Annotated in this window: 20 protein-coding genes; 5 read left to right on the forward strand and 15 right to left on the reverse strand. The window is 52.9% G+C overall.

Translation table 11 applies throughout. The annotated features are described in order from the left end of the window. Positions 1-23: 23 nt before the first annotated feature. The 7 genes from rraA to priA form a co-directional block, all read right to left on the reverse strand. Entirely contained in the window at positions 24-509 is a 486-nt protein-coding gene (gene rraA, locus AB4K05_RS21575) for a ribonuclease E activity regulator RraA (protein WP_368481863.1), read from the reverse strand. Positions 510-601: 92 nt separating this feature from the next. Beyond that, complete coding sequence (gene menA / locus AB4K05_RS21580; RefSeq protein WP_368481864.1) at positions 602-1528, reverse strand: 1,4-dihydroxy-2-naphthoate polyprenyltransferase; 927 nt, start codon at positions 1526-1528, stop codon at positions 602-604. A 68-nt stretch (positions 1529-1596) separates the two neighbouring features. Continuing rightward, complete coding sequence (gene hslU / locus AB4K05_RS21585) at positions 1597-2928, reverse strand: HslU--HslV peptidase ATPase subunit (protein ID WP_368481865.1); 1332 nt, start codon at positions 2926-2928, stop codon at positions 1597-1599. A gap of 9 nt (positions 2929-2937) precedes the next feature. Then, positions 2938-3468, reverse strand: coding sequence for an ATP-dependent protease subunit HslV (gene hslV, locus AB4K05_RS21590; RefSeq protein ID WP_052284220.1), 531 nt, complete (start codon positions 3466-3468; stop codon positions 2938-2940). Positions 3469-3560: 92 nt separating this feature from the next. Then, the gene (ftsN, locus tag AB4K05_RS21595) at positions 3561-4526 is read right to left on the reverse strand and encodes a cell division protein FtsN (protein ID WP_368481866.1); all 966 of its coding nucleotides are present in this window, start codon (positions 4524-4526) and stop codon (positions 3561-3563) included. A gap of 98 nt (positions 4527-4624) precedes the next feature. Continuing rightward, entirely contained in the window at positions 4625-5647 is a 1023-nt protein-coding gene (gene cytR, locus AB4K05_RS21600) for a DNA-binding transcriptional regulator CytR (protein ID WP_368481867.1), read from the reverse strand. Between the two features lie 150 nt (positions 5648-5797). Next, positions 5798-7993 carry a primosomal protein N' gene (priA, locus tag AB4K05_RS21605; RefSeq protein WP_368481868.1) on the reverse strand — a complete coding sequence of 732 codons (2196 nt, stop codon included), beginning with the start codon at positions 7991-7993 and terminating at the stop codon, positions 5798-5800. Between the two features lie 196 nt (positions 7994-8189). Between priA and rpmE the strand changes: the two genes are divergently transcribed. Continuing rightward, positions 8190-8402, forward strand: a complete 213-nt coding sequence (gene rpmE / locus AB4K05_RS21610; protein WP_234507856.1) for a 50S ribosomal protein L31 — start codon at positions 8190-8192, stop codon at positions 8400-8402. Positions 8403-8526: 124 nt separating this feature from the next. Here rpmE and metJ read toward each other — a convergent pair whose 3' ends face one another. Beyond that, positions 8527-8844: a met regulon transcriptional regulator MetJ gene (gene metJ / locus AB4K05_RS21615; RefSeq protein ID WP_052284227.1), complete on the reverse strand. Its 318-nt coding sequence runs from the start codon at positions 8842-8844 to the stop codon at positions 8527-8529. A 259-nt stretch (positions 8845-9103) separates the two neighbouring features. Here metJ and metB point away from each other — a divergent pair, with 259 nt between their 5' ends. Both metB and AB4K05_RS21625 read left to right on the forward strand, forming a co-directional pair. After that, positions 9104-10264, forward strand: coding sequence for a cystathionine gamma-synthase (metB, locus tag AB4K05_RS21620; protein WP_368481869.1), 1161 nt, complete (start codon positions 9104-9106; stop codon positions 10262-10264). A 2-nt stretch (positions 10265-10266) separates the two neighbouring features. Further along, positions 10267-12699, forward strand: a complete 2433-nt coding sequence (locus AB4K05_RS21625) for a bifunctional aspartate kinase/homoserine dehydrogenase II (protein WP_368481870.1) — start codon at positions 10267-10269, stop codon at positions 12697-12699. A 92-nt stretch (positions 12700-12791) separates the two neighbouring features. On the opposite strand, the gene AB4K05_RS21630 is transcribed toward AB4K05_RS21625, so the two are convergent. After that, positions 12792-13163, reverse strand: coding sequence for a carboxymuconolactone decarboxylase family protein (locus AB4K05_RS21630; protein ID WP_368481871.1), 372 nt, complete (start codon positions 13161-13163; stop codon positions 12792-12794). 88 nt (positions 13164-13251) lie between these two features. On the opposite strand from AB4K05_RS21630, the gene AB4K05_RS21635 reads away from it, so the two are divergent. Then, positions 13252-14172: a LysR family transcriptional regulator gene (locus AB4K05_RS21635; protein ID WP_368481872.1), complete on the forward strand. Its 921-nt coding sequence runs from the start codon at positions 13252-13254 to the stop codon at positions 14170-14172. A 198-nt stretch (positions 14173-14370) separates the two neighbouring features. Here the strand turns inward: AB4K05_RS21635 and AB4K05_RS21640 are convergent, their stop codons facing one another. The 4 genes from AB4K05_RS21640 to AB4K05_RS21655 are packed head-to-tail and all read right to left on the reverse strand — an operon-like array spanning position 14371 to position 18645. After that, positions 14371-15825, reverse strand: coding sequence for a glycoside hydrolase family 1 protein (locus AB4K05_RS21640; RefSeq protein WP_368481873.1), 1455 nt, complete (start codon positions 15823-15825; stop codon positions 14371-14373). A gap of 23 nt (positions 15826-15848) precedes the next feature. Next, the gene (gene rpe / locus AB4K05_RS21645; RefSeq protein ID WP_368481874.1) at positions 15849-16538 is read right to left on the reverse strand and encodes a ribulose-phosphate 3-epimerase; all 690 of its coding nucleotides are present in this window, start codon (positions 16536-16538) and stop codon (positions 15849-15851) included. Beyond that, entirely contained in the window at positions 16535-16981 is a 447-nt protein-coding gene (gene rpiB / locus AB4K05_RS21650) for a ribose 5-phosphate isomerase B (protein WP_368481875.1), read from the reverse strand. The genes rpe and rpiB overlap by 4 nt, the downstream gene beginning before the upstream one ends. Positions 16982-17037: 56 nt before the next feature. After that, positions 17038-18645, reverse strand: a complete 1608-nt coding sequence (locus tag AB4K05_RS21655; RefSeq protein ID WP_368481876.1) for a PTS transporter subunit EIIC — start codon at positions 18643-18645, stop codon at positions 17038-17040. A gap of 351 nt (positions 18646-18996) precedes the next feature. On the opposite strand from AB4K05_RS21655, the gene AB4K05_RS21660 reads away from it, so the two are divergent. Then, on the forward strand, positions 18997-19884 hold the full coding sequence (locus tag AB4K05_RS21660; protein ID WP_368481877.1) for an SIS domain-containing protein: 888 nt from the start codon (positions 18997-18999) through the stop codon (positions 19882-19884). A 25-nt stretch (positions 19885-19909) separates the two neighbouring features. Here the strand turns inward: AB4K05_RS21660 and malI are convergent, their stop codons facing one another. After that, entirely contained in the window at positions 19910-20926 is a 1017-nt protein-coding gene (malI, locus tag AB4K05_RS21665; RefSeq protein ID WP_368481878.1) for a Mal regulon transcriptional regulator MalI, read from the reverse strand. A 90-nt stretch (positions 20927-21016) separates the two neighbouring features. Next, entirely contained in the window at positions 21017-22516 is a 1500-nt protein-coding gene (locus AB4K05_RS21670) for a PTS transporter subunit EIIC (protein WP_368481879.1), read from the reverse strand. Positions 22517-22578: the final 62 nt, after the last annotated feature.

Genomic DNA, 22578 nt, shown 5'->3' on the forward strand with positions numbered 1-22578 from the left:
GAAGGCTTTTTTATTGGTGTGGGTTACTCGATATCCAGCGGATCTTCCGACAGGATAATGCCGGTGTTATCGGCATAGAGATGGTCGCCGGAGAAGAAGGTCACGCCGCCGAAATTGACGCGCACGTCGCTTTCGCCAACGCCTTCGCCCGCTGAGCCAACCGGAATAGCGGCAATCGCCTGAATGCCGATATCCAGCTCTTCTAAATCATCAACCTGACGCACCGCGCCGTACACCACAATGCCTTCCCACTCGTTTTGCGTGGCTAAACGGGCGAGGTCGGCGTCGATCAGCGCACGACGGACAGAACCGCCGCCATCGACCAGCAGAATGCGGCCCCGGCCGTTCTGTTCGAGCAGATCGTACAGCAACCCGTTATCCTCGAAACATTTTACGGTGATGATTTGCCCACCGAACGACAGCCGTCCGCCAAAGTTAGAGAACAGGGGTTCCACTACATTGACATCTTCTTGGTAGATGTCGCAAAGCTCGGAAGTATCGTATTTCATAGGATTAACGCTCAGTTGCTGCGAGTGATTTTAGTATATCGCGCTCTACGCATTGTTGGCAAAATCATCAATTGTTAATTGATATTTGTCAGTTAAGCCAGCGTCTTGCTTAGCACAATCCCGATGACGAACAGCAGGTTAGTTAATAACGCGCCTTTTACCGTCCGTTCCAGCATTGGCGGCATCGCCAGCGGCGAGCGCTCGCGTACCACAAAGCGCGCTTGTTTCACCAGCAGCGGTGCGCTGAGGATAAACAACCAGCCCCACGGACTGTGCAGTGAAAGCAGGTTGAACAGCGCCAGACAGACCAGCGTCCCCATCAGCAGGCAGACGTGGTAGCGGCGAGCGTTAACCGGCCCCAAGCGCACGGCCAGCGTGTTTTTACCATTTTCCCGGTCACTGTCGATGTCACGCAGGTTATTGATATTAAGCACCGCCGTTGCCAGCAGGCCGCAGGCGGTGGCCGGCAGAATAATGGCGCTGCTCAGGGTATGCGTCTGCAAGTACCAGCTGCCAATCACGCTCAGCCAGCCGAAGAAGATCAGCACCGAGATGTCGCCAAGGCCGATGTAGCCATACGGGCGCGTTCCGACGGTGTAGGTGATGGCGGCAATAATCGCCAACAAACCCAGCACCAAGAAACCGATAAAGTCACCGGTGGTCTGCGAGGCGGTAAATAGCAGGGCAAGGCCAGAGATGCAGATAAGCCCGACGGTGATAATCAACGCGCGCTTCATCTGCTCTTGGGTGATCGCCCCTTTTTGCATACCACGCAATGGCCCGATACGGTCCGGCTTATCGCTGCCTTTCACCGCATCGCCATAATCGTTGGCGAGATTAGAAAGGATTTGCAGCAGGCTTGCGGTGATAAGCGCCAGCACGGCAACGCCCGCGTTAAAGTGCCCTTGCCACCAAGATAGCGCGGTGCCAACGATGATCGCTGCGCAGGCCAGAGGTAACGTTTTGGGGCGCAGACTTTCCAGCCAGGCCTGAGAGCGGCTTACAGGTGTATTTGTCATAGTAATTAGCCAATAAAAATGGGGCTTTTCAGCCCCATCAATTAAAGATGAAAATGCAGTGAACGCGATTATAGGATAAAACGGCTCAGATCTTCATCTGCGACTAATGCATCTAGATGTTTGCTCACGTATTCCGCATCAATTGTGATGCTCTGGCCGCTCATCTCGCTGGCGTCATAGGAGATATCTTCCACCAGACGCTCAAGGACGGTGTGCAGGCGACGGGCGCCGATGTTCTCGGTGGTTTCGTTAACCTGCCATGCTGCTTTGGCGATACGTTTAATCCCGTCTTCGGTGAAGTCGATATTCACGCCTTCGGTCGCCATTAGCGCTTTGTACTGTACGGTGACGGACGCATCTGGCTCGGTCAGAATGCGCTCGAAGTCGCTGGTGGTCAGCGCCTGCAGCTCTACGCGAATCGGCAGACGACCCTGCAGTTCTGGGATCAGGTCAGACGGTTTCGCCACCTGGAATGCGCCAGAAGCAATAAACAGGATGTGGTCAGTTTTGACCATACCGTGCTTGGTGGAGACGGTGCAGCCTTCAACCAGCGGCAGCAGGTCGCGCTGTACGCCTTCACGGGAGACGTCTGGGCCGGAGGATTCACCGCGCTTACAGATTTTATCGATCTCATCGATGAACACGATACCGTGCTGCTCAACCGCATCGATAGCGTCTTGCTTGAGCTCTTCCGGGTTTACCAGCTTCGCCGCTTCTTCTTCAATCAGCAGTTTCATCGCGTCTTTGATTTTCAGCTTACGCGGCTTCTGCTTCTGGCCGCCCAGGTTCTGGAACATGGACTGCAGCTGGCTGGTCATCTCTTCCATACCTGGAGGCGACATAATTTCTACGCCCATCGGTGCAGCAGCGAGATCGATTTCAATCTCTTTGTCGTCCAACTGGCCTTCGCGCAGCTTCTTGCGGAATGCCTGACGCGCAGCAGAAGGTTCCTGCGGCTGTTCAGACTGGCCCCAGTTATTTTTTGCCGGTGGGATCAGCACGTCGAGAATGCGCTCTTCCGCCATCTCTTCGGCACGGTAGCGATTTTTTTCAATCGACTGTACGCGCACCATTTTGATCGCCGAATCGGTCAGATCGCGGATGATGGAATCAACTTCTTTACCTACATAGCCAACTTCGGTGAACTTGGTGGCTTCAACTTTGATGAACGGCGCGTTAGCAAGCTTGGCCAGACGACGGGCGATTTCGGTTTTACCGACGCCGGTTGGGCCGATCATCAGAATATTTTTTGGCGTCACTTCGTGGCGCAGCTCTTCATCGAGCTGCATACGGCGCCAGCGGTTACGTAAGGCGATAGCCACGGAGCGCTTAGCCGCGTCCTGACCGATGATGTGTTTGTTCAGCTCGCTGACGATTTCGCGTGGGGTCATTTCAGACATGGGAGATCCTTACGCCTTAGACGGTAATTCTTCGATGGTGTGGAAATGGTTGGTATAAATGCAGATATCGCCTGCAATATTCAACGCCTTTTCAGCAATTTCACGCGCGCTAAGCTCGGTGTTTTCCAGCAGTGCGCGGGCAGCGGCTTGGGCGTACGGGCCGCCAGAACCGATAGCAATCAGATCGTTTTCAGGCTGCACGACGTCACCGTTACCGGTGATGATAAGCGACGCGGTTTCATCCGCGACTGCCAGCAGGGCTTCCAGCTTGCGCAGCATACGATCGGTACGCCAGTCTTTCGCCAGCTCAACGGCGGCTTTCACCAGATGGCCTTGGTGCATTTCCAGTTTACGTTCAAACAGTTCGAACAGCGTGAAGGCGTCCGCAGTACCGCCCGCAAAACCGGCGATCACTTTGTCGTTGTACAGACGACGCACTTTTTTCACGTTGCCCTTCATGACGGTATTGCCCAATGTGGCCTGACCATCACCGGCGATTACTACGTGGCCGTTACGGCGAACACTTACGATTGTTGTCACGAGCAGACCCCTTTGTTGCAGCTACGAATAAAGAGGCCCCGTACCGCGTACGGGGCAGAATGTAACTATAGATGGGGGGGTTTTTGGGGGTTTCAACCCCCAGAAGCGAGCCTAATGCAGTTTGCGTGACCGGCCATCTTCAGGCGGGCAATGGTGCTATCAGCGTTGTCTTTGCCTTTAACCGGGCCGATAACCACACGATTCCAGCCGTTATTGGTGGTGATTTTGGAGTCAAAACCTTCAAACGCCAGCTGGGCGCGGACGGTTTCAGCCTGCTCGGCGCCTTTAAATGAACCACACTGTACCATCCAGCGACGTTCATCTTTTTTCTCGGTCGCTTTTGGCGGCGTTGTTTCACGAACAACCGGCGCGGCGGCCTGGGTTTTTGGCTGTGAAGCGGTGGTGTGCGCAGGCGTTTGCAGCAGATCCTGATACGCCGAGTTGGCGGCGGTAGATTTTGCCGGCTGCTGAGTTTGCGTTTGACGCGGTTGCTGAACCGGCTGAGTAGCGCGGGTTTGCGGCTGTTGTACCGGCTGCGTTTGCGTCCACTGCTGCTGCTGTACCTGCTGCTGGGCTAGACGCTGACGCTGTAGCGTTTGCTGACGCTGCGCAGGCGTTTGCTCATTCCACGGTACTTCGGTGAGCTGCGTCGGCTGCTGGCGCATATCCGCCTGCATCTGTGCCAACAGTTGGCGCTGTTCGTCGGTGAGCTGACTTGGGTTGATCACTTCCCCGCCTGCAGACGGTTCGGTTGGCGCACGGACGCCCGGCTGGCGGCTTTCCAGCTCTTTAATGTAACGCCAGCGTTCTTCCGGTTTTGGCGGCAGTCCATTCCCCGCTATTTGGCGGTTCTGCAGCGATTCAGACTCTTCTTTTTTGTGATGCGTAATGAAGTATAAACCGCCGATAAAAGCGACCACTACCGCAGCCGCGATTGCCACCATGGCAGGAGAGACCGCCGGAAAGTTATTCTGCTTTTTCCGTGTATTCCGTGAAGCGCCGTTCTTTCGCCGCGAAGGTGCCTGCTGGCTGCGGCGTACATAGTCTCGTTGTGCCACTATCGTTTCGCTGTCTTTTTCCGTTAGTTAGCCCGACATGTTACTTAAGCGGCGGGGCTTTGACCAGACAAGCAAGTCCTAAAGCACCCGGCTTTGCATCATATTTTGCTTGTGCTGCCGCGGATCACCAGTTCGCAATCCAGTAGACGCGAACCGCTATCAACAACCTGCCCGCTGAGCTGGTTCAACAGCAGCAGCATCGCTTCCCGGCCAATATCGAAACGCGGCTGAGAAACGGTGGTCAACGGGGGATCGCAAAACTCCGCCAGCGAAATGTTATCGAAGCCAATGATGGACAGATCTTCCGGGACTTTTAGCCCTTTGCGCTTCGCAAAGGAGAGCGCGCCCAGCGCCATGATATCGCTGTGACAGAAGACCGCGGTTGGCGGCTGTGGTAAGGCGAGCAGTTGTTCGAGCGCAGTAGCCCCGGCTTCAAAAGTGAAGTTACCGCGAGCGATGTAGTGAGGGTCAACGGTAATGCCACAACGACGCAGCGCCTGAACGTATCCCTGCAGACGATAATGGCAAAGCGGCATCTCTTCGGGACCCGCGATACAGCCAATGCGCTGATGCCCGAGTTCGTGCAGATAGTTAACGGCGTCGAATGAGGCGGTGAGGTTGTCGATGTGTACCGTTGGTAGGCCCAGTTCAGGAGCAAATTCGTTAGCCATGACCATCGGCGGCAGATTGCGTTGCTCTTCGATGCTGGCGTCGAACGGCAGACGAGAACCCAGCAGCAGCATACCGTCAATCTGCTTAGTGATGATTAAATCGATGAAGGTTTTTTCCTGCTGATTCTGATGCGCACAATCGCCAATCAGTACCAGATAACCCTGCGCCGCTGCGGTAACTTCAATCCCACGTATCACTTCACTAAAGAAGGGATCGCAGATATCCGGAACGATGACCAGAATGGTGCGCGATTCATTGCGCTTCATGTTACGTCCCTGCAGCTGCGGGAGATAACCTACCTCCAGCGCCGCCTGCTCGACGCGGTTGCGCGTGGCTTGCGAAACTTTTTCGGGATTCATTAATGCACGAGATACGGTTGCCGTAGAGACATTCGCTTGTAGGGCAACATCTTTCATGGTTGCGGCAACAACCGATTTTTTAGCCTTCACCTGATCCTCTCCTCACTCACTGGCGCAGGCACATCCTTTGTGACCTGACATCTGACACATTTTTATCAGATAGTTAGGGGGATCTGTTACAGAATTTTCATCAAAAGTGTGATGATTGTTTTATTTCACGATCCGGCTCTCAACTCTGCATTAACCTTCAATAGGGTCAACGTCGAGAACCCACTTCACTTTGCGGGACTCCGGAAGCGTGTTGATGAGCGCCAGCGTGCCGGTGACAATGTGCTGCAACCGCACGCGTGAAGGGTGCTGCAACAAAATCTGCCAGCGGTAACGCCCACCGCGTTTGGGGGCGAGGGCGGGCACCGGCCCAATGACCCACAGCTTATCGTCAGCAAGCGGACTTGCCTGAATGAGATTGCGTAACTGCTGCAGGAATAGCGGGGCCTGTTGGCTGTTGTGGTCCTCCGCCCGGATCAGCACGTGGCTGGTATACGGCGGCAGTTGCATGGTCTGGCGTTCAGCCAGCGCCTGTTCGGCAAAGGCATCATAGCCTTTGTACAGCAGCGTTTGCAGTAGCGGGTGGTCTGGATGGTGCGTTTGCAATACCACTTCGCCCTGTTTCCCTGCGCGTCCTGCACGGCCAGAAACCTGGGTGTAGAGCTGGGCAAAGCGCTCAGCTGAGCGGAAGTCGGCGGAGAACAGTGCGCCATCGACGTCCAGCAGGGCAACCAGCGTAACGTCAGGGAAATGGTGCCCCTTCGCCAGCATCTGGGTGCCAATTAAAATGCGCGCGCCGCCGCGATGGACTTCTGCCAGATGCTGCTCTAACGCGCCTTTACGGCTGGTGGTATCGCGGTCGATACGCGACAGCGGTACGCCGGGGAACATCGGGGCCAGCGCGTGCTCAAGCTGTTCGGTCCCAAGACCCACCGGCACCATATGCGTGGAGCCGCAGGAAGGACACTGGCGCGGAATCGGGCGCTGGCTGTCGCAGTGATGGCAGCGGAGATGATGCTGCGCCTGATGCAACGTGTAGTAGCTGTCGCAGCGCGGGCATTCCGCAATCCAGCCGCAATCGTGACACAGAAGCGTTGGCGCGAAACCGCGGCGGTTTAGAAACAAAATAACCTGATTATCGGCCTGCAAGTGCTGACGCATGCGGTTGATGAGGGCGGGAGAAAGCCCGGCCTGTAAATGCTGACCCTTTAAATCGAGCACGTGCTGATGCGCTGGACGTGCGTTACCGGCGCGGCGGGTTAAGCGCAGCATCCGGTACTTATGCTGACGGGCGTTAAGCAATGTCTCCAGCGCAGGCGTGGCCGAGCCGAGGATAATCGGGATTTGTTCGCTGTGAGCGCGCCAGACGGCGAGGTCGCGCGCATGATAACGCCAACCTTCCTGCTGCTTATAAGAGCTATCGTGCTCTTCATCAATGACAATAACACCGAGGTTTTTGAACGGCGTAAACAGCGAAGAGCGGGTGCCGATAACAATTGCCGCTTCGCCGTTTTTGGCTTTTAGCCATGCCGCCAAGCGCTCACTGTCGTTAAGCCCGGAGTGCAGAACCTCAACCGGCGCGTTAAAGCGTTCGCGAAAACGTGCGATGGTCTGCGGTGTTAGACCGATTTCAGGCACCATCACCAGCGCCTGTTTTCCCTGCGCCAACACGTTTTCCAGCACGCTGAGATAGACTTCGGTTTTACCTGAACCGGTTATCCCTTCCAACAGCCACGCGGAGAATTCATCGCTGGCGCTGTGGATGGCGCCTACCGCCGTGGCCTGTTCGGTGTTCAGACGTAGTCGTTCGCCCGGCACGGAGTAGGTGGCACGCCAGTCGATGGTGTCCGGCGCTAGGCTACCCAGCTCGCAAAAACCTTTTGCGCGAAGCGCCTGCATGGCGCTCTCGTTAAACTCCATCTCCGCAACCTGATGACGCCAGATTTTCCCCTGACGCAACGCCGCCAGCGCCTGCTGCTGTTTCGGCGAGCGTTTCAGGCTGTTGATATCAACAGCCTGACCCTGTTCGGTGGCAAACCAGAACCATTGCGGCGTTGCGCTGGCGGGTTTTCCTTGGCGCAACAAAATAGGCAGCGCGTGGAACAGTACGTCGCCAATCGGGTGATGATAGTAGTCCGCCGCCCACAGCAGTAAACGCCAGACGGAGGTTGAAAAGACCGGCTCAGCGTCCAGCACTTCGGCAACGGCTTTGAGTTCACCAAGCGGCAGCTCGCTGTTTTCGCTGACTGCGACCACAATGCCCACGCGCTCTTGTTTGCCAAATGGCACGCGCACGCGGCAGCCTGCTTTGGCGCTGAAGTTATCAGGCAGCAGGTAGTCGAATGTGCGGGGCAGTGGTACAGGCAGGGCAACGTGAGCAACGGGCATGTTTTGTTCCTGACTTGAAATCTGGCGAGACAGTATACACATTACAGGAGTGCGGATCAGTTTGCATATGCTGGTCAAATTCTGTATGATTCGCCGCCTTTGATGCATTTTGGCATCAGGAAATATACTATTAACATCGCGTGGTGTCTGGCGTTAGGGCTGGAAGAGCGACGCGGCCTTAACCGAGGTTTTCCCCATGAAAAAAGATATTCACCCGAAATACGAAGAAATTACTGCATCTTGCTCTTGCGGTAACATCATGAAAATCCGCTCTACCGTAGGTCACGATCTGAACCTGGACGTATGCGGTAAATGCCACCCGTTCTATACTGGCAAGCAGCGTGATGTTGCTACCGGTGGCCGTGTTGACCGCTTCAACAAGCGTTTCAGCATCCCAGGCAGCAAGTAAGTTGCCAAGCGAAAAAAGCGCCTTAGGGCGCTTTTTTTGTGTCCGAATTTCGGTCTTGCGCGGAAAAAATTCGAAAAAAAGCAGAAAATCATTTCTGCTTTTTTTTAAGCCTACCGATCGGTAATCAGTACTCCCACGTCTCTGGGTCAATCCCCAGCTCACGCATAATCAATTTCGCCGCTTCTGGAATTTCATCGCTGCGCTCTTTACGCAGGTCTTCATCGTTAGGCAACGGTTGACCGGTAAATGCATGCAGGAACGCTTCACACAGCAGCTCACTGTTGGTGGCGTGGCGCAGGTTGTTGACCTGACGACGCGTGCGTTCATCGGTGAGGATCTTCAACACCTTCAGAGGAATGGAAACCGTAATTTTTTTTACTTGCTCACTCTTCTTACCGTGCTCAGCGTATGGGCTGATATATTCGCCGCTCCATTCAGCCATGAGATACCTTTAATCCTCTAGTCATGAGTTAACAGGCCGGGTCACGGCCATGATCGCGCGCAGTTTACCGCAGCGGCCCCGTTCTGGCACGAGTTTAGCCGTCACAGATGTGCACTAATGCATATAATTTTAACGGCTATTTGCCAATAGCTCAATCTATACGCAAAGAAGTTTAGAAGTCTAGATGTATTGACGGCTATGATAACAATGTTTACTCTGGAGCCTGACTTTTCACAGACCTTGCCAGGAACGAATCCTCATGACCCGTAAACAGGCCACCATCGCAGTGCGTAGCGGATTAAATGACGACGAGCAGTATGGTTGTGTTGTCCCGCCCATTCATCTTTCCAGCACCTATAACTTTACCGGCTTTAATGAGCCGCGTGCGCATGACTACTCTCGTCGTGGAAACCCGACGCGTGATGTTGTTCAGCGGGCGCTGGCCGAGCTGGAAGGGGGGGCAGGCGCGGTCATGACCAATACGGGGATGTCGGCGATTCATCTGGTGACCACCGTTTTCCTCAAACCTGGCGATCTGCTGGTTGCACCGCACGACTGCTACGGCGGCAGCTACCGTCTGTTTGATAGCTTGGCCAAACGCGGCTGCTATCGCGTGCTGTTTGTTGACCAAGGCAATGAAGAAGCATTAAAAGCGGCGCTGGCGGAAAAACCGAAACTGGTCCTAGTGGAAAGCCCAAGTAACCCATTGTTACGCGTGGTGGATATTGCGAAAATCTGCCAGCTGGCCCGCGAAGCGGGTGCGGTAAGCGTGGTGGATAACACCTTCCTGAGCCCGGCGCTGCAAAATCCGCTGGCCTTAGGCGCTGACCTGGTGCTGCACTCCTGCACCAAGTACTTGAACGGTCATTCGGACGTGGTGGCCGGCGTGGTGATTGCAAAAGATCCGGAAACGGTCACAGAACTGGCATGGTGGGCGAATAATATCGGCGTCACCGGCAGCGCATTCGACAGCTACCTGCTGTTACGCGGCCTGCGTACGCTCTCTCCGCGTATGGAAGTGGCGCAGCGTAATGCTTATGCCATTGTCGATTTCCTGAAGACGCAGCCGCTGGTGAAAAAGCTGTATCATCCTTCTTTACCGGAAAACCAGGGCCACGAAATTGCCGCGCGTCAGCAGAAAGGTTTTGGTGCGATGCTGAGCTTTGAGCTGGGCGGCGATGAGCAAACATTGCGTCGCTTCCTGAGCGGGCTGTCGCTGTTCACATTGGCGGAATCGCTGGGTGGCGTAGAGAGCCTGATTTCTCATGCGGCAACTATGACGCACGCAGGTATGGCGCCGGAAGCGCGCGCCGCTGCGGGCATTTCTGAGACGCTCTTGCGTATCTCAACCGGTATCGAAGATAGTGAAGACTTAATTGCCGATCTGGAAAATGGATTCCGGATCGCAGCCGAGGGGTAAAAATGAGTGTGATTGCGCAGGCAGGGGCGAAAGAGCGTCAGCTGCATAAATTTGGTGGCAGTAGCCTGGCGGATGTGAAGTGTTATTTGCGCGTTGCCGGCATTATGGTCGAGTACTCGCAGCCCGGCGACATGATGGTCGTTTCCGCCGCCGGTAGCACCACTAACCAACTGATCAGTTGGCTGAAGCTCAGCCAGACCGATCGCCTCTCTGCGCATCAGGTTCAGCAAGCGCTGCGCCGCTATCAGTCGGATCTGATTAGTGGCCTGCTGCCTGCCGAAATTGCTGACGGCTTGATTGCTGAATTTATCCACGATCTGGAACGTCTGGCCGGTCTGCTGGACGCGGGTGTGAACGACGCAGTCTATGCCGAAGTGGTCGGCCACGGTGAAGTCTGGTCTGCACGCCTGATGGCTGAAGTCCTCAAGCTGCAAAACCTGGATGCCGCCTGGCTCGATGCGCGCGCTTTTTTACGCGCCGAACGCAGCGCCCAGCCGCAGGTGGATGAAGGTCTCTCTTATCCACTGCTGCAACAACTGTTGGCCCAGCATCCTGGTAAGCGCTTGGTTGTCACCGGTTTTATCAGCCGCAACCATGCGGGTGAAACCGTACTGCTGGGGCGTAACGGCTCTGACTACTCGGCGACGCAAATTGGTGCGCTGGCGGGCGTTTCCCGCGTCACCATCTGGAGCGACGTCGCCGGTGTCTACAGCGCCGACCCGCGCAAAGTGAAAGATGCCTGCCTGCTGCCGCTGCTGCGTTTGGACGAAGCCAGCGAGCTGGCGCGTCTGGCGGCACCAGTACTGCACACGCGTACACTGCAGCCGGTTTCCGGCAGCGACATCGACCTGCAATTGCGCTGTAGCTACACGCCGGATCAAGGTTCCACGCGCATAGAGCGCGTACTGGCTTCCGGCACCGGCGCACGTATTGTCACCAGCCATGACGATGTTTGCCTTATTGAATTTCGCGTACCCGCCAGCCAAGATTTCAAGCTGGCATATAAAGACATTGACCAGTTGCTTAAGCGCGCGCAAATCCGCCCGCTGGCGGTGGGCGTACATGCCGATCATCAACTGCTGCAATTCTGCTACACCTCAGAAGTCGCTGACAGCGCGCTGAAAATTCTCGATGAAGCCGGCCTGCCGGGCGAACTGCGTCTGCGTCAGGGGTTGGCATTGGTAGCGATGGTTGGCGCAGGCGTCACCCGTAACCCGCTGCACTGCCACCGTTTCTGGCAGCAGTTGAAAGGCCAGCCGGTAGAGTTTACTTGGCAATCGGAAGAGGGCATTAGCCTCGTTGCCGTGCTGCGTGCAGGCCCGACCGAAAGCCTTATTCAGGGACTCCATCAGTCGCTGTTCCGAGCGGAAAAGCGTATTGGCCTCGTGCTGTTTGGTAAAGGCAATATTGGTTCACGCTGGCTGGAGCTGTTTGCTCGCGAGCAGGGCACGCTCTCTGCGCGTACCGGATTTGAATTTGTGCTGGCGGGTGTAGTGGATAGCCGCCGTAGCCTGCTGAGCTATGAAGGGCTGGATGCCAGTCGCGCGCTGGCTTTCTTTGATGATGAAGCGGTGGAACAGGATGAAGAGTCATTATTCCTGTGGATGCGCGCTCATCCTTATGACGATTTAGTGGTACTGGATATTACCGCCAGCGAACAGTTGGCCGATCAGTATCTGGATTTTGCCAGCCACGGCTTCCACGTGATCAGCGCTAACAAGCTGGCCGGTGCCAGCAGCAGCGATAAATATCGCCAAATCCATGATGCCTTCGAAAAAACGGGCCGCCATTGGCTGTATAACGCGACCGTGGGTGCCGGTTTGCCGGTTAACCACACCGTGCGTGATCTGATCGACAGCGGCGATAGCATTCTGGCTATCAGCGGCATCTTCTCCGGCACGCTCTCGTGGCTGTTTTTGCAGTTTGATGGCAGCGTACCGTTTACAGACTTGGTCGATCAGGCTTGGCAGCAGGGGCTGACGGAACCCGACCCGCGCGTTGACCTTTCCGGCAAAGACGTGATGCGTAAGCTGGTGATTCTGGCGCGTGAAGCGGGCTATGACATCGAACCGGATCAGGTCCGCGTCGAGTCTCTGGTGCCTGCGCACTGCGAAGATGGCTCGATTGACCATTTCTTTGAGAATGGCGAAGAGCTTAATGAGCAGATGCTACAACGTTTTGAAGCGGCTCAGGAGATGGGGCTAGTGTTGCGCTACGTGGCGCGTTTTGACGCCAACGGCAAAGCACGCGTTGGCGTGGAAGCGGTCCGTCAGGAGCATCCGCTGGCGGCGTTGCTGCCGTGTGATAACGTGTTTGCCATCGAAAGCCGCTGGTATCGCGATAATCCGCTGGTGATTCGTGGGCCGGGCGCCGGTCGTGACGTAACCGCTGGGGCGATTCAGTCTGATATCAACCGCTTGGCGCAATTGCTGTAGTTTGGGTTGCCGGATGGCGCTCCGCTTATCCGGCCTACACGGTCTGTAGTCCGTAGGCCGGATAAGATGCGTCAGCATCGCCATCCGGCGCTTCACCGCGCCGAAAACACCTCTTTTGCTGCAAATAGCCCGTTGAGCGCTGCCGGGAATCCGGCATACACCGCCATCTGCATTATCACCTCAATAATTTCCTCCTGCGTTAATCCCACGTGCAGCGCGGCGGCTATGTGCACCTTCAACTGCGGCGCGGCGTTGCCCATGGCGGTAAGCGCGGCCACGGTGGCAATTTCCCGGCTGCGCAAGTCCAGGCCCGGACGAGCATAAATATCGCCAAATGGGAATTCGAGCAGGTAGCGGGCGAAGTCTGGTGCAATATCTCGCAAACTCTCCACGACCGCGTCACCGCCTTTGCCATCAACCTGTTGCAGCATTTTTTGACCGATAATAAAGCGTTCTGAATCCATGGTTAATTCCTCATAAGCCCGATGTAAGTCAGAGAATAGGCGGCGCAGAACAATTTGGATAATACCTATTCTGTGATACCTTTTCGGTATGACAACATCTCTACTTCACTCTCTGGATCTTCGCCTGCTGCGTAACTTTGCGGTGGTGGCACAAGAGAACAATATGAGCCGCGCGGCGCAGCGTTTGTTTATGTCGCAGCCGCCGCTCAGCCGCCAGATTCGCCAGCTTGAAGAACGGCTGGGGCTGGCGCTTTTTGTCCGTCACACCAAGGGACTGACGCTCACCGATGAAGGGCAAAGGGTGCTGGAAATTATCCGCCCGCTGCTGGCGTTGCAGGATAAAACCTATGCCACGCTCAGTAAGCTTGCGAAAACCGGCGAGCCGTCGCTGCGTTTTGGGCTGACGACGGCATTCGAGCAGGGGTTTTATGCAGCGCTGGAAACGCGTCTCACGCAGCGGGTTGCGGCGCTTAATATTGTGCGTCACGCTTCGCCGGAACTGGTGCGTCAGGTGCGACGGGGAAAACTGGATGCTGCGCTGGTGGCGCTGCCGCTGGAGAGCGCCGGGCTGACAGTCATCCCGCTGACTTTGCAGGAGCCATTGATTGCCGCCTTGCCAATGCACTGGCCGGAAGCTGATGCCGAATCGCTGACGCTGAACGCCCTCAATGCCCGTCCCTTGTTCTGGTTTAAGCGCGAGCGTAATCCGGCCTTCTTCGATTACACGCGGGATATTTTTCGGCGAGCAGGCTACACACCTTCCTGCATTGAAGAGCCGCTGGAGCATGACGTGCTGCTCGCGCGTATTGCCCGTGGCGATGGTCTGAGTCTGTTTCCTGCGTCGTTTGCCGTCATTCAGCGGCAGGGCGTGATTTTTCGGCCTATTGATGAAGCGGCATTATGTGTTCAGTGTGGTTTGGTCATGTTATCGGAAAGTTCGGCGCGCCTTTTTTGGCTTCTGAACATGGTTCAAGCCGACCCGCGCGTGGATCTTTTCGGTAAGACGTGATGCCCAAAAAATTGATTCGTGGGCTGGGTGATGGTCGCGATATTTCCGTCGGGGGGGGATTCAGTCTGATATCAACCATCTGGCGCAACTGTTGTGCCGAACTCTGTAGGTCGGGTAGGGCATTTATTCTGCCATCCGGCAGAGTTACGCTTTCGTCAAAACCTCCGACTATGTCGGAGGTTATTTATTTTTAATTAATTACTCTAAATCTTTACCATCGGACTCGATACACTTTTTGTACCAATAGAATGAATCTTTCTTCACTCTATGAAAATCGCCCTCGCCTTCATCATTCATATCGACATAAATGAAACCGTATCGCTTATCCATTTGACCTGTGGTGAATGAAACTAAATCAATGGGTGCCCAGGACGTGTATCCAAAAATATCTACCCCTTCCTCCCTTGCTTTCATCAGGCTTTTGATATGACTTCTGTGATAATCAATTCGGTAAGTATCGTGAATCAATCCATCAGCATCAATTTTATCATGTGCACCTAATCCATTCTCCACGTCAAAGAGTGGGATTTGGTAACGGTCATAGATAAAGTGCAAGAAATACTCATAACCTGTTGGGTCAATTTGCCAGCCCCAATCACTTGCTTTTAAATATGGGTTTATGATTGAATGTTGTACACCAGCACCATCCAATACTTCACCTTCATCTTTATGTGTCGTGAAGACATTAGACATATAATATGAGTAAGCTAAGAAATCTGATTTACCTTCTGATAAATCTTTTTCATCTTGCTCACTGATGACCAAACTAACCCCATTATCTTTCCAGATACGTGTGGCGTAGGAAGGGTAATAGCCTCTTACCATCGTATCAGCACAATATCCAAACAGGTTTTGGAATATTTTATAATTCTCAATGACATCTTCTGGATCACATGTATATGGATATGAGCAGTATCCTGCAACCATACATCCCACTTTGATATTGGGATCTATTTCATGGGCAACGATTGTTGCTCTTGCAGAAGCCACCATTTGATTATGTAATTCTGTATAAGCAACCTGCTTCCCTTCCTTTACATCGAAATGCAAAAGAATATTGATTTCATTGAATGTTAACCATTTATTCACTAAATCTTTGTATTCAGTAAAGCAAACTCTGGCGAATTCGACAAATTGGTTAATCATCTCCCTATTTGTCCAATCTTTATATGTTTCTTCTAGATAAGTCGGCTCGTCATACTTATACAAGGTAATAACGGGGTCCATCCCGTGCTTACGACATTCTTTAAACACATTACGATAGAACTCTACACCCGCCTGATTTACCCCACCCTCAACACCTTTTGGGAAAATTCTTGCCCAGGAAACAGTTGTATTAAAGGTTGTAAATCCCATTTCGGCAAGCAAGGCGATATCTTCTTTATATCGGTGATAGAAGTCGATCCCTACATGATTGGTATATTTGATATCGTCAAATAGGTGATATTTAGCACCTTCGGGCAAATGATCAAATTGTCTCATTTTGCCCCGTGATCCGTCTTTATTGAGATAATGGATATAACGGCGGTCTTCTGTTGACCCTGGGGCACCAAAATCTACCTGTACTGGGCTTTTCCCACCTTCATCCCATGCACCTTCACATTGAGCCGCTGATAAAGAGCCGCCCCATAAAAATTTTTCTGATAGACTCATTTTTTTCCTTAAAGGCGTTTAGGTTAGAGAGAGGGTTCGGCTGAGACATCAGATAATTCAATCTGTTTACGCAGAATGGTCATCGCCTGTGAGTAAGACATGTCTTTGCGAAATAAACCCGCGGTACCTAAAATGAACATGTCGACATCCGTTCCCAGCGTTCTGACAACATCAGGAGAAATAGCGCCATCAATAGCAATCTGAGCTTTGCTCTGATGTTGTTGTAGCATTGTTCTCAATCGACGAATTTTATTCACCGAGGCCGTAATAAAAGGTTGGCCTGCAAAACCCGGATTGACCGACATAACCATAACCACATCCACAACATCCAGCACTTCTTCAAGTATGCTCAGAGAGGTTCCTGGGTTAATCGCAACACCGGCTTTAATTCCCCTACTGCGAATATTACTTAAAGTACGATGCAAATGAATCGGTGATTCGGCATGAACATAAATAATGCTACAACCCAGTTCAGCGAAACGATCTATATAGGGATCAGGGTTCGTCACCATCAAATGTACATCGTAAGGAACAGTGGCCAGTTTAGACACGGCTTTAATGTCTTCCGGGCCAAGAGCGAAATTGGGCACAAAGTGGCCGTCCATCACATCGATATGGAACAGCGAGGCGCCCGCCGCCTCGAGGTCAGCCAACTCTTCCCCAAGCCGCGAGAAATCTACACACATCAGAGAGGGGCAAAATTGGGTTTTCATTGTTGCGCCTCTTCTATGGCTGCGATCATTTCCACGCGCTTCTGGTGACGTTCACCCTCAAAGTGTGCATCCAGCCAAGCATCAACGATCATTTTTGCCAGTTCAGCCCCAACGACGCGAGAACCAAAAGAGAGCACGTTAGTATTGTTGTGTGAGCGAGAAAGCTTCGCTGAGTAAGGCTCGCTACACACTACGGCACGAATACCATTCACTTTGTTGGCGGCAATCGAAATGCCGATCCCCGATCCGCAAATAACGATGCCAAGGTCAGCCTCTCCTGACATCACCGCTTCCGCCACGGCTTTACCATAAATGGGATAATCAGTGCGCGTTTCAGAGTGCGCGCCTTTATCAATGACAGTGATCCCGCGAGCGACAAGGTGTTCGGTAATCGTTGGTTTAAGAATGATACCTACGTGATCGCAACCAATTGCAATTTTCATGCTTTCTCCCTTAATCATTTGAAGGTTTTAACGGCTGGAAAACCCAGCCGAAGTTGTTAATGCGCGCTATCCAGACAATCTTCCAGGCTGGACTTGATAAGCGTGACGTGTGGACCGTAGATAACCTGTATCCCATTGCCTTTTCTAATGACGCCTTTCGCACCGGATGCCTTGAGCATGGCGTCATCGACTAGGTTTTCATCAACAACGGTGATACGCAGGCGCGTGGCGCAGCAGTCGAGGTCAGAGATATTGGCCTCTCCTCCCAGCCCGTTCAGGATGAGCGCTGAAACTTCATCGCTATTGGCTTTGTGGCTGGATACGGACTGCTTGTCCCGCGCTTCTAGATCCTTGCGGGTGTAGAGTTTCGTTTCCTGGGAGTCATCTTCTCGTCCCGGCGTCTTGAAGTTGAAATGCGTGATGGCGAAGCGGAACGTGAAGTAATAAATAGGGAATAACGGGATCCCAATCAGGATGGCGTTTATCCAGTGTGTCTTCGCGTTGCCCTGCATGACGCCGAAAAGGATGAAGTCAATCAGGCTACCGGAGAAGGTTTGCCCGACACCGACGTTAAAGATATGGCAAAGCATGAAGGACAGCCCTGCCAGCACGCAGTGCATGACGTACAGCAGCGGTGCGGCGAACAGGAAAGAGAATTCAATCGGTTCAGTGATACCGGTCAGAATGGCCGTTAACGTTGCCGACAGCAGTAGACCTAAAACCAGCTTGCGTTTTTCTGGGCGAGCGGTGTGATAGATAGCCAGCGCGGCGCCAGGAATACCAAACATATAGAAAGGAAACTTACCGGCCATAAAGCGGGTAGCATCGACGGAAAAGATCTGAGTGTGTGGACTCGCGAGCTCGGCAAAGAAGATATTGGTGGCACCTGAAACGGCGACGCCGTCAATAAGATGCGTACCGCCAAGGCCGGTTTGTAGGAACGGCATGGCAAAGACATGATGCAGGCCGAAAGGAATAAGTGCGCGTTCCATCAGGCCATAAAGGAAGGTTCCCGCATAACCGGCGCTGTTCACCAGATCTCCGATATGTAAAATCCCTCGCTGTATTGTTGGCCAGATAAAGAACATCAGGATGCCAACGCAAAGAAAGGTGACGGCGGAGATAATCGGAATAAATCGCGTACCTCCGAAAAACGAGAAGGTGGTCGGCAGTTCTATCCGGTAAAAACGATTGTGCAGAGCTGCGACGCCAAGACCGGCAATTACCCCACCAAAGACGCCCATTTGCAGAGAGTTAATACCTAGTGTCATCCCCAGTGAACCTTCAGGAAGCACACCCGGAGTCAGCAAGTTGTTAATGTCCAGCATTGCATTGATGGTGGCATGCATCACTAAAAAACCGATAGCGCCAGAAATAGCCGCCACTTCTTTTTCTTTTTTTGCCATCCCAAGTGCTACACCGATAGCAAAAATAACCGGTAGGTTAGCGAAGATAATGCCGCCAGAACTTTTCATTACGGTAAGCAAGGCGTGAAGTGTGGTTCCTGCACCTAAGAGGGATTCGAGTCCATACGAATCGATAGTCGTTTGGTTAGTGAATGAAGCCCCAATGCCTAATAACAGCCCCGCGACCGGGAGAAGGGCTATAGGGAGCATAAAAGAGCGCCCTGTGCGCTGTAGAATTCCGAATATTGTTGTTTTCATCGTGTTTTTTGACCATGTTAGGGTACAACAATCGAATCAAAGTCAGGCAATAAATCGAAACGCAGTTTATCGCCACCGAGCAATAACTTTACGATTTAGATTATTGTTGTGAAGTTAGTGTCGGTCAATAGCTGTTTACGATCAACTTCACAAAACGATCAATTATTGTGATTTTATGGTTCACGGTACGGTTAATCTCATTGGGGTTGTTTAATTAAAAGGTGAATTTAATTCACAGTTATAATTGTATTTGTGAAAAAAACTGCGGTCTCAGCGGGCTAATCATTTGACCGTCTATCACCTTGTGATAATCTTTCTCCTATCTCTTTCAGCGCAATAACAGTGTAAAAAATGACCATAAATCAAGATCCCATTCAAGAAATGGACAGCACGTTAGCCATTGGGGCACGAATAAAAATGTCCCTTTCACAGTTGAATCCGACTGAGCGAAGAATAGTTGAGTGGTTGATTACTAAAGGAAATATCAGTAAGAATACGAGTCTGCGCGAAGTGGCTGGAGCTTTAAAAGTTTCAGAGCCGCTGCTGGTTAAGGTGGCTAAAAAGATCGGTTTTTCGGGTTTTAGGGAATTACGCAGCGCGCTTATCAGCTACTTTGAGTCTCTTCCTTATGAGAGAGAAGAGGAGATCACTGAGCATGATAGCCTGGACACTGTACTGGATAAGGTTTTTTCAAATAGTATTCAGGTGCTTAAAGAGGCGCGGTCGGTAGCTGATTCAGCCACGATAGGTAAAGCCGCGCATCTAATATTTCATGCGCGTAGAGTCATCATTTTTAGTGTTGGTGGTTCAGCTTCGGTTGGCCAGGATTTTGAACACAAGCTCTTGCGAATCGGCATTATCAGCCATGCGTACAGCGATTTTCATCTGATGTTAATGACCGCGAGCCAGCTCGATGAAAATGATGTTGTGATCGCCATTTCACAAACAGGTGTGACCCGCGAAACGTTAAGTGCTGTGAATACAGCGCGGGCACGCAAGGCCAAAGTCATTTGCATTACTAATGATAACGGTTCGCCGATTTCGCAATGTTCTGATTTATCGATTTTTAGCCCGGCGATGAGTGGCCCGCTTCTTGGGCAAAATGCCGTGGCCAGAATTGTGCAGTTGAACCTGCTGGACAGCCTGTTTATTGCCATTTTGCTGGAAGATTACCAGGGAAATAAAGAGCGACTGTCAAGAGGGATAGAGATTGTTAATCCGTTACACAGTGGCAAATAAACCCGGAGCGATAGGGTGCTCAGCTTTAAGCTGATTCGCGCGCGACCAGTTGTCCGGATAGGGTGATGGATTGGTTTTGCAACGCCGGGTCTTTGAGCTTACGGATCATCAGCGTCGCCGCCTGGCGACCCGTTTCTTCACTGGCAGACGAGATATAGCTAAACGCCGGTGAGGTGAGGTTGATGTGCAGCATATCCTCAAAGCCAATCAGCGCCACCTGCTGGGTTAGGAAAACGTCTTTCCCTACGGTGCGACCCACGTTATGAATCCCATCAATACAGCCGATCATGGCATCGGGTGAATGGCACAGCACGGCGGTGATGGCGTTGTTGTTTTCCAGCAATTGCCGCGTAGCGATGCTGGCGGCGCGGGTATCGTCACCACAGGCCGGGATGAACTCTTCGCGTGGGGTAATCCCGTAGCGGGTTAAGGTGTTGCGAAAACCCTCCAGCCGCTGTTGACGAATGAGGTTATTTTCCTGACCGCCTAGGTAGGCGATATAACGATGCCCACGCTCGATAAGATAACGGGTGGCGAGGCTTGCCGCCTGTTGGTTATCGCGAAGAACCAGATTACACGCCTCTTTAATGGGCGATTGCGACACCACCACGAGCGGCATTGGGCACTGACGAATTTGCACGGGAAGCGTATCACGGCTGACGTCCGACGCCAGATAGATAACCCCGGCGACGCCCTGCTGCTTAAATGACAGCAGGCAGCGTTCTAGATGCTCATGTTCGTTGAGTGGCTGGCCGAGGAAAACCATAAAACCCTGTGCTTCCAGCTCCTGAACAATGCTCGCCATCACCTTGATAGAAAAGCTGTCGCTAAAGTCTCGCAGGATCAGGCCAATGAGATTTGAGGTGTTGGAACGAAGGTTGGCGGCGGCAATATTGTGGACATAGCCCAGCTCATTGATGGCGGCCTGCACTTTTTCGATAGTCGCTTCAGAAATTTTCCCTTTCTGGCGCAGCACCAGCGAGACGGTCGAAACCGATACGCCCGCTCTTTTTGCGACATCTATTATGCTGACCTTCTTCAAAAATCGCTCCCTGAGCTGTTTCGCAAATCCACAAAAAACAAGGAGGTTCCCATCAGGGATGGGAACCTTCAACCGCTGACAATCTTATGATTATTTACCAATCATCGTCGACATGGTTTCCGCGATAAATTGCGCTCGCGCGCCAAATATCACCTGAATACCGTTATCGCCGACGAAAACGACCCCGCGGGCGCCGATATTGTTCAGACCGTCCTTATCTACCGCCTTTTTATCTGCTACTTCAAGACGCAGACGGGTGATGCAAGAACCGACGGAGGCAATGTTGTGCTCGCCACCCAGTAGGCCGATGATATCAGTAGCCAGTTCGCTGTCGCTCTTATCATTGGCGGTCACCGTCGTTTCTGTACGACCAGGCGTTTTGACATCGAAACGACGGATCACAAAGCGGAAAGTGAAGTAGTAGATAAGCCCCATCGGCACGCCGACAATAATCGCGTTCAGGAAGTTGGTCTGGTAACCGTTGAATGACGGCAGGATGCCAAACGAGATGTAGTCGATAAGCCCGGCGGAGAACGATTTAGCAATGTGCGCATGCAGCAGGTACATCACCATGTAGGAGAGACCGGCCATAATGGCGTTGAAGACGTAAAGAATCGGCGCCACGAAGATAAAGGTGAACTCTACCGGCTCGGTGATCCCGGTCAGGAAGCAGGTCAATGCAGCGGAGAACAGAATACCGGCTGCGATTTTCTTATTCTTGGTGTGTGCTTCGTGATACATCGCCAGACACGCCGCAGGCAGCGCAAACAGCATCAGCGGGAACTCACCCTGCATGAATTTACCAGCATTCTGGTAGCTATCGCTGCTGAAGGATTTCACGCCTTCTTCCAGCATTTTGAACCAGATTGTTTGGTCGCCGTGGATAACCTGCCCAGCTTGGGTGGTGTAGTCACCAAACGAGTACCAGAACGATGGATACCAGATGTGGTGCAGACCTAGCGGGATTAGCGCGCGTTCAACCAGACCGAAGATAAAGGTAGAGGCAGCTTGGTTATCGCCGTTGATGATAACTGACAGCGCATCAATACCTGCCTGAATATGCTGCCAGATGTACGGCAGAATCAGCCCGAGTACAAACGACAGCAGGGCCGTGGCGATGGCGACAAAACGCTTGCCGGAGAAGAAGCCGAGGAATTCCGGCAACTGCAATTTATGGAAGCGGTTATAGCACCATGCCGCGAGGATGCCGCAAATCAGGCCACCAAAGACGCCCATTTGCAGGGTTGGGATGCCGACCACCATGGCGTATTTGCCGCCTTGCCCCGCCATTTCAGGGGTAATGCTGAGAACCGTACTGATGGTGATGTTGGTGACGAAGACCGAAACGGCCGCGGACAGTGCCGCAATACCGGACTCCGATGCGAGGCCGACGGCAGAGCCGATGGCGAAAAGCATCGGCAGGTTATCGAAGATAATTCCCCCCGCGTTCATCATCAGCGGCAGATGGAATTTATCCCCAAACGCCAGCAGCAGACCTGCCGCAGGCAGCAGCGAAATTGGCAGCATCAGCGCACGGCCAATCATCGACAGCTTGGAAAGCGATTTAACAAAACTCGATATCAGACTCATACTGATTTCCCCCGAATAGCCGCCTCTTCGTGCGTGCTTTTCATAACCCTGTTTATAGTGAG

Origin of the sequence: Kluyvera sp. STS39-E (assembly GCF_040932435.1) — a bacterium.
Lineage (GTDB): Bacteria > Pseudomonadota > Gammaproteobacteria > Enterobacterales > Enterobacteriaceae > Kluyvera.